18 protein-coding genes are annotated in these 12,722 nt (G+C 52.1%); 13 read left to right on the top strand and 5 right to left on the bottom strand.

All coding sequences use genetic code 11. From position 1 onward, the window contains the following. Positions 1-78: 78 nt before the first annotated feature. The 3 genes from OS112_09145 to OS112_09135 all read left to right on the top strand — a co-directional run bounded on the left by OS112_09145 (position 79) and on the right by OS112_09135 (position 3,298). Positions 79-864: an FHA domain-containing protein gene (locus OS112_09145; GenBank protein ID WAC04615.1), complete on the top strand. Its 786-nt coding sequence runs from the start codon at positions 79-81 to the stop codon at positions 862-864. A 75-nt stretch (positions 865-939) separates the two neighbouring features. Continuing rightward, entirely contained in the window at positions 940-3,045 is a 2,106-nt protein-coding gene (locus OS112_09140; GenBank protein WAC04614.1) for a protein kinase, read from the top strand. Between the two features lie 61 nt (positions 3,046-3,106). Continuing rightward, the gene (locus tag OS112_09135; protein WAC04613.1) at positions 3,107-3,298 is read left to right on the top strand and encodes a hypothetical protein; all 192 of its coding nucleotides are present in this window, start codon (positions 3,107-3,109) and stop codon (positions 3,296-3,298) included. A 15-nt stretch (positions 3,299-3,313) separates the two neighbouring features. Here the strand turns inward: OS112_09135 and OS112_09130 are convergent, their stop codons facing one another. Then, complete coding sequence (locus OS112_09130; protein ID WAC04612.1) at positions 3,314-4,504, bottom strand: HD domain-containing protein; 1,191 nt, start codon at positions 4,502-4,504, stop codon at positions 3,314-3,316. A 115-nt stretch (positions 4,505-4,619) separates the two neighbouring features. Here OS112_09130 and tsaA point away from each other — a divergent pair, with 115 nt between their 5' ends. From tsaA to OS112_09110, 4 genes are all read left to right on the top strand, one after another. Next, positions 4,620-5,045, top strand: a complete 426-nt coding sequence (gene tsaA, locus OS112_09125; GenBank protein WAC04611.1) for a tRNA (N6-threonylcarbamoyladenosine(37)-N6)-methyltransferase TrmO — start codon at positions 4,620-4,622, stop codon at positions 5,043-5,045. 157 nt (positions 5,046-5,202) lie between these two features. Then, positions 5,203-6,096: an Mrp/NBP35 family ATP-binding protein gene (locus tag OS112_09120; protein WAC06167.1), complete on the top strand. Its 894-nt coding sequence runs from the start codon at positions 5,203-5,205 to the stop codon at positions 6,094-6,096. Between the two features lie 3 nt (positions 6,097-6,099). Then, positions 6,100-6,408, top strand: coding sequence for a hypothetical protein (locus OS112_09115; GenBank protein WAC04610.1), 309 nt, complete (start codon positions 6,100-6,102; stop codon positions 6,406-6,408). A 191-nt stretch (positions 6,409-6,599) separates the two neighbouring features. Beyond that, a complete protein-coding gene (locus tag OS112_09110) occupies positions 6,600-7,055 on the top strand; it encodes a hypothetical protein (protein WAC04609.1) in 456 nt (151 codons plus the stop codon). Between the two features lie 20 nt (positions 7,056-7,075). On the opposite strand, the gene OS112_09105 is transcribed toward OS112_09110, so the two are convergent. Further along, positions 7,076-7,522 carry a hypothetical protein gene (locus tag OS112_09105; GenBank protein WAC04608.1) on the bottom strand — a complete coding sequence of 149 codons (447 nt, stop codon included), beginning with the start codon at positions 7,520-7,522 and terminating at the stop codon, positions 7,076-7,078. A 241-nt stretch (positions 7,523-7,763) separates the two neighbouring features. On the opposite strand from OS112_09105, the gene OS112_09100 reads away from it, so the two are divergent. The 3 genes from OS112_09100 (at position 7,764) to OS112_09090 (ending at position 9,511) form a co-directional block, all read left to right on the top strand. Next, complete coding sequence (locus OS112_09100; GenBank protein WAC04607.1) at positions 7,764-7,982, top strand: ribbon-helix-helix protein, CopG family; 219 nt, start codon at positions 7,764-7,766, stop codon at positions 7,980-7,982. Between the two features lie 152 nt (positions 7,983-8,134). Beyond that, positions 8,135-8,710 carry a M48 family metalloprotease gene (locus tag OS112_09095; GenBank protein ID WAC04606.1) on the top strand — a complete coding sequence of 192 codons (576 nt, stop codon included), beginning with the start codon at positions 8,135-8,137 and terminating at the stop codon, positions 8,708-8,710. 132 nt (positions 8,711-8,842) lie between these two features. Further along, complete coding sequence (locus OS112_09090; protein ID WAC04605.1) at positions 8,843-9,511, top strand: CAP domain-containing protein; 669 nt, start codon at positions 8,843-8,845, stop codon at positions 9,509-9,511. 249 nt (positions 9,512-9,760) lie between these two features. On the opposite strand, the gene OS112_09085 is transcribed toward OS112_09090, so the two are convergent. From OS112_09085 to OS112_09075, 3 genes are all read right to left on the bottom strand, one after another. After that, on the bottom strand, positions 9,761-10,177 hold the full coding sequence (locus tag OS112_09085) for a DUF3467 domain-containing protein (GenBank protein WAC04604.1): 417 nt from the start codon (positions 10,175-10,177) through the stop codon (positions 9,761-9,763). 1 nt (position 10,178) lies between these two features. Continuing rightward, positions 10,179-10,697 (bottom strand): hypothetical protein, encoded by a 519-nt coding sequence (locus tag OS112_09080; GenBank protein ID WAC04603.1) that lies wholly within the window; start codon positions 10,695-10,697, stop codon positions 10,179-10,181. A 96-nt stretch (positions 10,698-10,793) separates the two neighbouring features. Beyond that, positions 10,794-11,093: a hypothetical protein gene (locus tag OS112_09075; protein ID WAC04602.1), complete on the bottom strand. Its 300-nt coding sequence runs from the start codon at positions 11,091-11,093 to the stop codon at positions 10,794-10,796. Positions 11,094-11,403: 310 nt separating this feature from the next. Between OS112_09075 and OS112_09070 the strand changes: the two genes are divergently transcribed. The 3 genes from OS112_09070 (at position 11,404) to OS112_09060 (ending at position 12,599) form a co-directional block, all read left to right on the top strand. After that, positions 11,404-11,640 (top strand): hypothetical protein, encoded by a 237-nt coding sequence (locus OS112_09070; GenBank protein WAC04601.1) that lies wholly within the window; start codon positions 11,404-11,406, stop codon positions 11,638-11,640. Between the two features lie 195 nt (positions 11,641-11,835). Continuing rightward, positions 11,836-12,156, top strand: a complete 321-nt coding sequence (locus OS112_09065; GenBank protein WAC04600.1) for a hypothetical protein — start codon at positions 11,836-11,838, stop codon at positions 12,154-12,156. Next, entirely contained in the window at positions 12,153-12,599 is a 447-nt protein-coding gene (locus OS112_09060) for a hypothetical protein (GenBank protein WAC04599.1), read from the top strand. Before OS112_09065 ends, OS112_09060 begins: the two co-directional genes overlap by 4 nt. The last annotated feature ends 123 nt before the right edge of the window (positions 12,600-12,722 follow it).

Here is a 12,722-nt window from a genome sequence, read left to right as displayed (position 1 = left end):
CCAAAACTACCGCGTTTTTGCTTTTACAAAGTGCATAGGGTTAAAAGTCTGCAGGGATACGTTGTTGTAACAGGTCCTATGATTCCAAAAGACAAGTCCCCGACTCTAATCGTCAGCGACTCCTCCGACTCGCTGGACGAACTGTCCGAATACCTCGAAGTGCTCTCGAGCAGTGCCCGCCTCCGGATTTTAAAGTATCTTGAAAAGAAGCCGGGGGATGTCCGTTCGATCTCAAAAGAGATCGAGACCAGCTACGAGAACACGAAAAAGCACCTTGACAAACTGCGCTCCATCGGGGTCATCAGAAAGGGGGCTGGCCTTGGCTCCTCCACCTCAAAAGGGATCCACCCGGTGTGGGAATATTCCCTTGTCCCCGGCGGGCTTGAGGCAATTATCCGGAACCTCGGCCTGTTCTCCAACAAAAAGGTGCAGATCCTTGAAACCGGGATCAACACCCGGCTCGCTTCGGTCAAGGGAGCGCTCTCAAAGGAGTTCATGGGGAACATGCCTGCCGCCATCGTGCTCGGGGGGGCGATGGACGGGCAGGTCTTTTTGTTAAAAAAGGAAAAAATCAACATCGGCAGGACCGATGCCGACGCACCGGTCCGGGAGAACTCCCCGGATGATATTGTCCTTTCCGATGAATATACCGCAGTGACCCGGATATCACGGCCTCATGGCAGGCTCATGCTTGAGAATGGTACATGGTTTGTGGAGGACTGCGGCAGTACCGGAGGGACGCTGCTCAATAACAAACAGGTCGGGACGCACCTGCGGGTACCGGTGCAGGACGGGGACCTGCTGGAGCTCTCCCGCGGGGTCAAAGGTGTAAAACTGCTGATGATCATCCCCGGGGCCCCCTAGAGAAACCAATTTGTAACCGGGGAGTCCAATTTCACTTAACAAAAAGAACGGGTACTTTGTCTCTCATGTGCTTCTATGTCCCATTCTGAACAGGTGATCGGTATTAAAAACCCCCTCCCCGTGTCAGCAGCCTGCGCACTTGCCATCGTCCTTATCATGCTGCTCGTGCATACCACCGCTGCAGCGGAATTTACCGTATTGCCCTCGGGGGGGGATTTTACCGGGATCCAGGCAGCTGTCAGCCATGCATCCGCAGGCGATACGATCCTTGTCGGGAGCGGGACTTACAATGAAAAGATCCGGGTCGACAAAACCCTCACCGTCCGGGGGATCGATACCGGCGGCGGGGCACCGGTGATCGACCCGGAAAAAAGAGGAAATGCGGTCGAGATTACTGCAAACGGCTGCACATTCTCAGGTTTTGTTGTCCAGAACGCCGAACTGTTAAGCGGGATCCGGATCTCTTCGGACCGCACCACTCTTACCGGGAACACGGTGAAAAGCTGTGGGCAGGGAATCTTCCTTGACTCTGCTGATAAATCGGTTATTACGGGCAATAACATCACCCGGAATGTGCGGACCGGAATTGCGCTCGAAGGATCGACGGGAAACAGGATCGAAGCCAACAGCATCACTAAAAATACCGTGGGCATCGTTCTGGATGAATCCTCATCCTCCAACCGGATCTTCTTAAATACGTTTGACAATACGGCAAATGTCATATCAAAGAGCATTACATCGGTCTGGGACACAGATACGGCATTCACGTACCGCTACCTCGGCAGGGATGTAAAGAGCCCGATGGGCAATTACTGGGGAGATTATTCCGGGAAGGATGCCAACGGGGACGGTATCGGGGACACTCCGTATAACATCCTTGTCGGGGCAAACAAAAAATTGGTGGCTGCGTCAAACCAGAACGTTGTCGACCGGTACCCGCTGATGGATCCGGTAGAGTTTTACCCCGGAGCCCGTGAGGCAGCTGCCATCACCCCGGCCCGGGTCGTTTTTGGCACTCTTCCGGTCACCGTCCGGCCTGCAGCCACAGCTCTGCCTTCCCAGGCTGCAACAGGAGCCTCTATTGAACCGGCTTCTGCCCAACGGGCCGGTTTGCTCAGGTCGATTTTGGGGTCAGCTCCCTGGACTGCCGCCCTTCTTGTCTTTGTTGCTGTCCTCTGCATCGGCGGAGGTGTGATTTTCCTCCTTTACCGGCGGGACCGGGCGACGCTGCCCGAACCGCTGCCGGAAAGAGCGTCTGTGCCTGGGGTACATCCGGTGGCTACGCAATCTGAAAAAGCCCGGGCTGCCAGTGTGACGGTAGTGACGGACCAGACCGATGTGCAGGAGCCCGCTGTCCGGCCTGCGGCCGACCAGAAGTACTACTTCCCCCGCGAGCTGGAAGGAAAGTATTCTGATATCCGCTCAATCGGCAGGGGCGGGATCGCAAGGGTCTTTGCAGCGACCCGCACTTCAGACGGGCACAGGGTCGCAGTCAAGATCCCGATCAGCTTTGACGAGGTGACCGGGAAATCATTCTTAAACGAGATCAAGGTCTGGGAGATGCTGCGCCACCCAAATATCGTGGAAGTGTCTGCAGTCAACATCCTGCCCCTCCCCTACGTTGAGATGGAGTACGTCGAGGGGTCGCTTGAGATGATTGCAAAACCGGTCCCGGTCTGGAAAGCGGTGTATATTGTCCGGAAGATCGCCGATGCGTTGCGCTATGCCCACGGGCTGGGGATTATCCACCGGGACATCAAACCGCATAACATCCTTGTCACTGCTGACCTGACCCCCAAGATCACCGACTGGGGGATGAGCAAGGTGCTTGCAACCGATATGCGGAAGTCCAGCATCGCAGGCTTCTCCCTTGCGTATGCCGCCCCGGAGCAGGTCTCACCGGCTGAGTTCGGGAGGACGGACGAAAGGACCGATATCTACCAGCTCGGCGTTGTATTCTACGAGCTGGTCACGGGTTCGATCCCGTTTGGGGGAGAGAGCATGGTGGAAGTCGGAACCGCGATCCTCCGCGACCCGCCCGTTTTGCCCTCTGAATTCAATCCCGGAGCAGCCGCCGTGGACAAGATCATCTTAAAATGCCTCCAGAAAGATCCCGGGCAAAGGTACCAGTCGGCACAGGAGCTCCTCGACGCCCTGTCCGGGTACCTTGATGAAGAATGATACCGGTTTAAGAAATATACCCAATAACCTTTAACGAATTAAATACAATGGGGGAAGTAGCGTGCAAAAAGATAAAAAGACCTATGAACCCACAACCTGCGGGCATTGCAGCGGGCTGGGATGCATCTACTGCACAAAGACCGGTACGGTTCTTGTGGCATCTCCCAAAAAGCAGTGCCACCACTGCGAGGGCATCGGCTGCATCTACTGCGGGTTTACCGGCTGGGCCGGGGTAAAGGGAAAATACGACTGACCCGTCCCGGTCGTTTCAGGCAAAACGCCCCTCGACCTTTCTGGGGATGACGATCTCTTCGAACCGTTTTGCAAAGTACCGGTCGGTCATGCCGGCGATAAAGTCCCGGACCAGTTCCGCCCCGGTCGCAGAATCACGGTAGCCGAAATTGATCCATGCCGTATCGATAAAGTCTGAAAAGATGCGTGAGGACCTGCGGCAGTGCCTGATGTCTTCGAGATATGTGGCAAAGAGTGTCCCGTACATGTTCCGGATCTTCTCTCTTTCGGATATGAGCCGCGGGTTATCGTAAATGTTCTTCCTTGAGAAATCCCGAAGCTTTATGAGCGCTTTTTCAACTTCCCTGCTGTATGCAATATATCCTTTCTCCTCGCAGTCGCTGTTTTTGAGCAGGTCGTGGATCAGGGTGTCGATGATCTCCCGGTTGGTATCCCCGAGCAGCTCCCGGCACTCATCGGGAATGGACTTTGTGGCAGGGAGGAGTCCGATCTCGCGGGCGTCCTGTATGTCCCTGCCGATGTACGCAATGGTATCGGCGAACTTGACGACGCAGCCTTCGAGCGTCATCGGAGGGCGGTTGCGCCTGCCTTCGGCATTGTCCTGTACCTTTTTGTCAAATGCTGCCCATGTCGCGCAGGGTTCGGCAGTGATCCGGACGTCATCGGCCTCGCCGTTGTGACAGAGGATGCCGTCAAGCACCTGCATGGTAAGGTCGCAGTCCTCGATACGGTCAAGGGACTGAACGCTCTGTACATTATGGTAGAACCTGCCGATCCCGTTCTGTTCGCAAAGGTCAGAAAGGCAGCTCTCGCCGAAGTGGCCGTAGGGTATGTGCCCGATATCGTGGCCGAGCGCGATCGCTTCGATTAAGTCTTCGTTTAAGCGCAGGGAGCGCCCGATCGTGCGGGCGATCCTTGACACGAGCTGGACATGGATGACCCGGTGGGTGATGTGGTCGTTTTCCACTAAGTAGAACACCTGTGTCTTATCGATGTACCGGGTATATGCCCGGGTGTGGATGATCCGGTCCGCATCACGGGAGTAAGGCGTCCGGATATCTGGTGCTTTCCGGTTGTGCCGGCGCACTGCGTCTGCGCTGGTGGTGGCAAGCGGCGAGTAAAGGGACTCGTGCTTGTCAATGTAGGCATGAATGGAGGAGCCGGGCGAGAGGACGGGCTGTCGCACGGGTGTGCGGGTGCGGGGCATCGTTACGGTGATTCTGCCTTCCGGCTTATTAATGTTGACTCATCCGTGGAGGTTTGCCCGATCCGGCATGCTCATATCCCCTCAAATACAGATTTTTAAAAAAGGACAGGTTCCAATGCAGATGGATCTCCGGCCGATCGGGGTTGTCCGGTCGCCCTACAAAACAATGTCCGATGCCCCTCACCAGGGACGGCTCTCTTCAACTGTATCAGAAATCCTTATCGATGAGGCGTTTGCTCCCGGACTTAAAGATATCGGACATCACCCGAACCTGATCGTTCTGTGCTGGTTTGACCGTGCCGACCGTACAGTGCTTGCGGCAACACCGCCTCATCTCAGGACGGAGCACGGGGTGTTTGCGACCCGCTCGCCCAACCGGCCCAACCCTGTCGGGTTCTGTGTTGTTGACTTACTGGAACGGAATGGGAATGTGCTGAAGGTACGCGGGCTGGACGCAATCGATGGCACGCCCGTCATCGACATCAAGCCATACAACCGGAGGACGGACTGCATCCCCCCTCCCCCTGCCCCTTCCATCTGATTATGAGGGAGCACAAAGTCCTGCACACCGAAGAGAGGCAAAGTTTCAGGAAATGAACCGGTTAAGTCCCGTCCTTTGCATATACTGATATATCTTTATGGTTCTTGAAACAGAACTGATGAGAGTAATGCAGTGATTTTTAAATTAGAGGCACATGATGGCAAAGAAGACTGACAATACACCCCCGACAAAAGAGGAGTGCGCCCATGAATGCAACGGGTGCGCAAGCGCGGGCACCTGTTCCGATGCAAAAGCGACAGGAGGCCTTCCCCCAAAGGCAAATATCGATGTCAAACACGTAGTGCTTGTCCTGTCCGGCAAGGGCGGAGTCGGCAAGTCCACCGTGTCCGTGAACCTTGCGTATGCCCTCGCAAACCACGGTTACCGTGTCGGGCTGCTTGACCTTGACATGCACGGCCCCAACATCCCCAAGATGCTGGGTATCGAGGACCAGAAGTTTGCGATGATGGAAAACAGGATCGAGCCGGTGCATGTCACCGGCAACCTCTCTGTGGTCTCCATCGCGTTCGTGCTGCCCGACACGAGCACCCCGCTCATCTGGCGCGGGCCGATGAAGATGGTGGCGATCCAGCAGCTCCTTGACGAAGTCAACTGGGGGTCGCTCGACTTCATCGTTGTCGACCTCCCGCCGGGCACCGGTGACGAGGCGCTGACGATCGCCCAGCTCGCCCCCAATGTCCGGGGAGCCGTCATCGTGACGACTCCGCAGGACGTTGCCACGCTTGACGCCCGCAAGTCCATAAAGTTTGTCGAGAAGCTCGGGCTCCCGGTGATCGGGGTCATCGAGAACATGAGCGGGATGCTCTGCCCCCACTGCAAGGGGGAGATCGACCTGTTTGGCAAAGGCGGGGGTAAGAAGATCGCGGAAGAGTTGAACGTCCCGTACTTAGGCGGCATCCCCGTCGACATCGAGATGCGCAAGGCCGGCGATGAAGGGCGTCCGTTCATCATCCGTCGCGGAAAAGAGAGTGCCAGCTGGGCGGCCGTTGACAAGGTCATGGAAGCGTTAATCAGGGAAGTCGAGGGGTAAAAAATGGACTACATGCGGGTCCTCTGCGGCAAGGAGAAACCGCTTGCCATCTACAAGGGCGTGATCGCGTGCCTTGAGAACCCGCAGGCTTTTCCGGACCTTGTCGAGCCAATCTACCGCGAGGCGATGAACCTTGACGACGAAACGCTCGACCGGTTCCGGTTCGCGCTACTGCGCCTCCAGCTCTATGCCGACATCCACCGGAACGAAGACCTTGAAAAGGCAATGGAGCTCAAGTACGTCTCACAGGTGCTGGAAAAACTGGTGTTCGGAACCCTTGTCATGGAACGCGAGGACCTCGCCGCTGAATGATATCAGTTGTGGTCTCACGTTCAAACCGTAAGAATTTTTAATGATCACATGCACGGGTGATATGTATAAGAATTATACACACCCATCATATCCTGCAAGAGTAAATCCGGTTCCGGCAGTTGCCTGGCATTATTGCCTGCCGGGGATACCAGACCTTTAATACTTACCATGACCCAATCAATGGAGCACTTATGACATCACGCATGCACGCACCCCACACCACATGCCCGGGCTGCCACGAAGAGGTCTTTTTAGACGAGCTCGTGGGCGGCAAATGCCCGCTGTGCGGCTGTTCACTGGAGGAGTTCGAGGATGCGTTCGGCGAATTTGAGGGGATCATCGAGCGCTCCGACCTCTCGTGGCTCATCTTCAACTACTTTGTCTTCAAGCAGTTCGTCGACCTCGGGGTCCCCGCAACACAGATCATGGGATTTGTCAATTCGTATGAAGATAACGCGGACAAGCCCGTGGAGGAGTGGACAAAGACATCCTTTGTGCTCGAGATCCCGATGAAGCCTCTAGACCGCATCCGGCCCAAGAAGTGCCCGGCCTGCGGGAAATGGTTCATCCTCGGCGGGAAGAAGAGGATCGAGGGCGACATGCGCAAGCCGACGCTCAAAATAACATATACCTGTGACCGGTGCTAAAAGACCGGCCCGGACGCACTTTAATCCTGTTTTTCATCGCCGTTTTCCGGCGTATTTTCTGTTGTGTCGACTTGCGTCACTCTGGCTTTCCTTCTCCGGCAGATGACAAAGGCCAGCACCACAACACAGGCAGCGGCAAAAAAGATGAAGAGAGAGCCTACGTTCGTAGTCATCTGGATATAGCGCGGGCCGAATGCCATATCGCGGGGGCCGGGGAATGTCGAATTGTTCACCTCGAACCGGAAGAGGGTGATCTCCGTGTTGCCCAGCTTCTCCAGGGATGATTGCGGGACGATGGTACCTCGGGCTGCGAGTTCGGCAAGGGAGGTGTCGTTCATGGGCATCGTAGTGACGGGGGCCGGGGTCCCGGTGTTGGTGGCCGCGATAGCGGGGGCGATCAGGGAGAGCGCGATGAGAATAATGGTGGCGGCAAGTGCGGCTCTCTGGCATCGTATAGTCCGGATCATTCTTACCAGTACGCGGTAGGTTGGGGAGGGGATACGGTTTGTGGTTGGATCGACGGAACCGCGTTCTTCCCGAATGAGAGGGCGGGTGTGCAGGGGCGGCTAGTGAGTGATGTGGTGAAGAGTGTGGTGGGATAACACAATCCTTATTTATAACATTTTTCCGGTAACCACATTTTATCCACTACTTTAATACAACGATCAAAATCTTTATTAACCTACGAGCGTTAATAATTTATTAACGATGGCAAAACGGATTGTCAGTATAGCATTATCTAACGACGTAGTTGAATCACTCGATCAGACAACGAAGGCTCTTGGCATGAGTCGGAGCGAATATATCGAAACGATGATCAAGAAAGGATTTCATTTTTCCGAAGATGTCCAAAAAACTGTTACGAAGATTTCACGATTACAAGAACAAATTAAGGACAACCTTGTCATCGATGGAGAGAAAACATGATTGGACAAATATGGAATTTTATCAAAATAAAATTCAAAGCAAAACTATATGTTTTTTTGATAGTCTTTTTCAGTGCATTATCATTTCATTTCTTCCAGAGCCCCATCATTCAATTACCCTCATTATTAGTCTGCCTTCTATTCATGCTACTCATGGCGATATTCCTTGTAATCGATACCGTAGGTAATCTCAAGGATATAGTTTTGATGATATTTAAGAAAAAAGTAGAGATTCCTGTACCGGTTGAAGTCTCCAATCTTGCGAAAAGCATGGGAGTGACCTGTAACTCTTTTAAAATAGTGATGGACAATTTCAATGCTTGCGTTTTACCAACCGGTAGTGTATTCATTGGGGATAAAACATTTTTTACCTTGAATAAAGAGGAACTACTTGCGGTATTCGCTCATGAATTTGCTCATAATAAAAAGAGACATTATTGGATTAAAATCTCGGCATTTGCACTTCTTTTATTGGCAGGCTACACGGTTTTCAATGGTTTACCAGAATTCATGATGTGGTATGCATTATTTGCATTTACTTCAATTACGATGATTCCTGTCAGTTGGTATCTTGAACTGGATGCAGATGGTATGGGGAAAAAGTTTGTCGGTGCTGAGCATATGATCTCTGCACTTGAAAAAACCTCAATTGATCGTGATCAGAACGAGGGATCAGAATCACATCCCCCGATTAATGCACGAATTCGGGCTTTAAAAGTGTCTCAATAATCAAATCTTTTTTGTCTCTCATCATTATGGGGTCAACTGTTGAAGGAGCGGGCAGGAGTGCAGGGGCGGTACACGGGGGCGGTAGTGAGGCAGGTGGCGGGATGATGCGAAGGGAGAACAAGTGATAACGAAATGATGGAACTCCGTCATGTAAAATATATCCTGATAACCATCGGAATATTCCTTGGCCTCTCCTTTCTTGCTACGTTCTTGTATCTGTTTTTCTCCGAATTCATCATTTTGTTGATTTTAATTGGAATTGCATACGCTTTCATTCGGTACACTCCACGGAGAAGATCACCAAAGTGGTTATTGGGATTGAGGAAGAAACTGAAAAATTTCTATTGGGAAATCTACTGGAAGATCAACCAGCCTTTTAAACGGAGTTCAAGATCTCAAAAATATTATCCATCCCGTCGTGTTCGATATGGTAAAAATATCAAAATCGAAACGAGCGTTTTCAATTCCGTAAATAAAATCCGGCAACGACATCGACTACCAGCACTGTCGTGGGATGATAATTCATACTCTACGGCTCAGCGCAGGGCAAAAGAAATATCATGGAATTTTTCTCATGATGGTGTCCCATCATCATGCGGAGAAAATATCGCACAAATCCCTCTTGGGAATGTTCGCGGGCTGGGATTTGTTCAAAAACAGAATATTTCCCAAAAATTTGTTAATACCTGGATGCGGAGTCCCGGACACCGTGAAAATATTTTACGAGGAAGCTATCATTCTATTGCAATCGGTGTTTATCAGAAAGGCAGAAGATATTATGCGGTTCAATTGTTTTCGTGATTTTTGTTACGTTTAATGCGGTCCTGTGCCCCCGCCGTTCGAGCCGCATTTTTTCGTCACCCTTGTTACTCGCATATTGGCATTGTGCGATGTGGCACTCACTTTACGAAGGAAAGTGAGGGGCTTGAGAAGAAACTGAAGGTGTCTTTAAGTTGTCGAATCCCGAAGGGATGAGACACGAGAGGATTTCCATTGAGAAATCTTCGAGTGCATTTGTAAGAACGAAACAAAAAAGAGAGACTGAGGCTGTTACGCTTCCGAGCTCTTTGAAGATTTGGCGATCTTTGTGGTAATCTTTGCGGCAGCGTCCTTCTTTGGGGCATAGGACTCCATCCGCCCGTCACGGTGCACACGTTCGAGAACCCCGGATAATGCCTCAGCCATCTTCTGTGCTGCAACGTGGGTCATGTAGATTCGCGTGCCATTAACCGCAACTTTTCCATTCTCTTTTTTTACACCGGGCATTTCAAGGAAATCTATGTACAAGTCCCGCTCGGTGACCTGAATGAATGAATGATTTGCATATCGTACTGTTGTGATATCTACCTGGAGATTCTCCGGTCTGAACCTGTACAGGGACTGAATATCAATAGTAACTTTGGAATCTGCTTTCGCTGGTTGTTTCTGAGTTTTTGTCGGATTTGGGACAGCAGAATTCTTTATCATTTCAGGCCTCCGTTATTGTTACTGCTCGTGGATACGGCACCGGGTTATTATAGTAACCATAAGCAACCTGTGCAATCATCTCCGGCATAACTGTGATCCGTGCTTCACTCTCAGCAAGATACGGTTCCATCCGGTGTTTGAGATCAGAGGTACAGTATTCAATGATGGCATCATCCATGCAATCCGTATCTTCACGATCGTCGAGCACGGCAAATGCAAGGAAGGTCAGTGCGATCAGCTTCCTGGACTTCAGATTGACCCGGTATACCGGGCGCCGGGAATCCCTCGAATCTTTGATCAGCAGCTGAAGACCGACAAGGGTGGATAGTGCATTTTTCACACTGTTATTTGATGCCCCGGTAAACTCCTCCAGATCCTTCGGACGGTACTCCCGCGTTGGATCCGCAACTACAGCCTGAATTACATGAACAACAACTGCATCTCCAAACAGTCCTCCGTAGGGTTTGTTGATGAATTTTGCAAACTCGGCAGATATTACAGGTAAGTCCTCATCAGCCATGGGTTTCACCTCATCGTCCAGTTGATACAATGATGATCCTTACTATCACTATGCTCATTGACATTATCAAATTTCTGATACTAACTATCAATTTTTTTATAGTTTTTTGCCATGCCGGTGGTGTGGTATCTCTACATCATAAAAGATCGACCAGGCATCCGCCCATTTCAGATCATACAAAACAACGACCTTTATCGTCTTTCCCCGTTTTGGAAGCAACCCTTTGGCAATCCGTTCATTACCGCAGTCTTTTAAAATCTTGTGAATATCGAGACCTCTACGGGTACATTCAGCGTCGCAGCGACTTAACTCAACAGCCGAATTTAGTTTCTTCAACCACGCGAGAAATGAGGCAACTTCCTTTCCGGGATCCGGTGGGGGCGGTCGTTGTCTCACATGTGGTGACATTATATAAATATGAGTATTGTTCGCCAGTAAGAATGTCGTCCTGTGCAGTGTGAAAGTAAGAGGTCGGTATTATTTCAGCAATACTTGTATTCCTGCCGCACCCCCTACTTTCTAAAAAATCTCGCCGTAAAACCGAGATTCTGGAAAAAATTGCCGCGCTTAATCCGAACAAAATCAGTTAATACCAATCCGGGCACAGTACGGCCCCCGGTTCCCCCATCAGGAACACAATAACTCCCAAATTTTCGCATCAACCACAGAGTATATAATCAAACCGGGACAACCGAAGGTCAATACAATGATCCGCGAGCTCATAGAACAACTGAAGACATGGGCGAAACAGACTGCGGCGGCCTTGAAAGAGAGGCTCGCTGCTGCTTTCCACACAATCAAGCCCATGCCGTCAGCCGTTGCCTGTGCAAGAGCGCTCGTTGTATCATCTGATGGAAATGTCCTGAATGCGGGGAAGCGGTACAGGTTGACGAGCGGCCACGCCCCGGTCTTTTCGCTCTTTACGTTTTTTGGTGATCGTTAGATAACGCCGGGTTCCGGTGTCGGGGTTTTATTCAAGGCTGTTATCCTGCAGGTTACCTGCCGACTGCGATGTGTAACCGTGTACAGGACGATAGCCAAGGCTCCACCCGGTCCGGCGTTTTAAAAATTTTTAAGAAAGGGGACCGGCTCTAAAAAGAATCGTTGTTGAACAAAAGCAGGAAGAAGTGAACCAAACATGACAGTCAATACTGAAAATAATAAGCAGGAATCGCAGGAGAACACGATCAGCCCGGTGCCCGCTGCAGCATCGTTGCGGGAGGCGATTGAACAGGATGGAGTCCCGGCCGGTGCAGGGTGCGCTGGCCGGACGAAGACGGGTTCCGATGCAAGGCAGGAAAGCAAAAAAGAGGAGCGGATGATCGTACGAAAGACCCGCAGCCATTACTACAATATCAGCACCCGCACCCGGCCGGTGAAACGCGAGCTGAGGGCGAGGGCTGTTGGTCGCGGGAAAGCGGTACGGATCGGTAAAGGAAAGGAGTGTGGGGTATCATGACGAGAGGGCGGCGGCCGACAACGGGACTGGACGATGCGATCGTGACGGCCCGGGCGAGAGGCGAGGTCATGAAGTTCTGTCCGGAACCGGACCGGGTCAGTGACTTTGTGATCCGGAGTCCGGGGCATGTTGTCTTTGTCCGCCTCCAGAGAGTGTCCCGCCTTCACTGCTCACCCAAAAATGTCGAAGCAGAATGCAGCGAGACGATCGACCTCATCCGTTCCCTCCCCGGTTCGGGCCCGGTCAGCCGCGAGCTCTGGATCTATTCCCGGCATGGCTGGAGGTACTTCAGGATTGGGGATACCGTTATCGAACGGATCGGCAAGGACGGCAGACCGGCTCCGGAACCGGGAAAGGAACCGGTCGTGGTGGCAGCGGCTGTGAGTGATCCGGTACCGGCTACGAGTGATACGATACCGGCTACGACCCCGGTACAGGGATGACAGGGACTCTCCGATATCCATATACCCCTTTTTTACAGGGATGGGGTATCCCTGAGGATTCATAGTACCAAATCTCCTCATTTTGGGCTCCGATTGCCCTTCCCGGGGGGTATCCGGAGTGTT

This window comes from Methanoregula sp. (genome assembly GCA_026625165.1).
Classification (GTDB): Archaea; Halobacteriota; Methanomicrobia; order Methanomicrobiales; family Methanospirillaceae; genus MVRE01.
Note: the sequence above shows the minus strand (reverse complement) of the source record. Positions and strands in the feature narration are given on the sequence as shown.

Coding starts and splice junctions, on each gene's coding strand:
- OS112_09090 (WAC04605.1), top strand. CDS start 8,843: ATGATGGAACTCCGTCATGTAAAATATATCCTGATAACCATCGGAATA.
- OS112_09120 (WAC06167.1), top strand. CDS start 5,203: ATGGCAAAGAAGACTGACAATACACCCCCGACAAAAGAGGAGTGCGCC.
- OS112_09110 (WAC04609.1), top strand. CDS start 6,600: ATGACATCACGCATGCACGCACCCCACACCACATGCCCGGGCTGCCAC.
- OS112_09140 (WAC04614.1), top strand. CDS start 940: ATGTCCCATTCTGAACAGGTGATCGGTATTAAAAACCCCCTCCCCGTG.
- OS112_09130 (WAC04612.1), bottom strand. CDS start 4,504: ATGCCCCGCACCCGCACACCCGTGCGACAGCCCGTCCTCTCGCCCGGC.
- OS112_09070 (WAC04601.1), top strand. CDS start 11,404: ATGATCCGCGAGCTCATAGAACAACTGAAGACATGGGCGAAACAGACT.
- OS112_09085 (WAC04604.1), bottom strand. CDS start 10,177: ATGATAAAGAATTCTGCTGTCCCAAATCCGACAAAAACTCAGAAACAA.
- OS112_09080 (WAC04603.1), bottom strand. CDS start 10,697: ATGGCTGATGAGGACTTACCTGTAATATCTGCCGAGTTTGCAAAATTC.
- tsaA (WAC04611.1), top strand. CDS start 4,620: ATGCAGATGGATCTCCGGCCGATCGGGGTTGTCCGGTCGCCCTACAAA.
- OS112_09115 (WAC04610.1), top strand. CDS start 6,100: ATGGACTACATGCGGGTCCTCTGCGGCAAGGAGAAACCGCTTGCCATC.
- OS112_09100 (WAC04607.1), top strand. CDS start 7,764: ATGGCAAAACGGATTGTCAGTATAGCATTATCTAACGACGTAGTTGAA.
- OS112_09145 (WAC04615.1), top strand. CDS start 79: ATGATTCCAAAAGACAAGTCCCCGACTCTAATCGTCAGCGACTCCTCC.
- OS112_09095 (WAC04606.1), top strand. CDS start 8,135: ATGGCGATATTCCTTGTAATCGATACCGTAGGTAATCTCAAGGATATA.
- OS112_09105 (WAC04608.1), bottom strand. CDS start 7,522: ATGATCCGGACTATACGATGCCAGAGAGCCGCACTTGCCGCCACCATT.
- OS112_09060 (WAC04599.1), top strand. CDS start 12,153: ATGACGAGAGGGCGGCGGCCGACAACGGGACTGGACGATGCGATCGTG.
- OS112_09065 (WAC04600.1), top strand. CDS start 11,836: ATGACAGTCAATACTGAAAATAATAAGCAGGAATCGCAGGAGAACACG.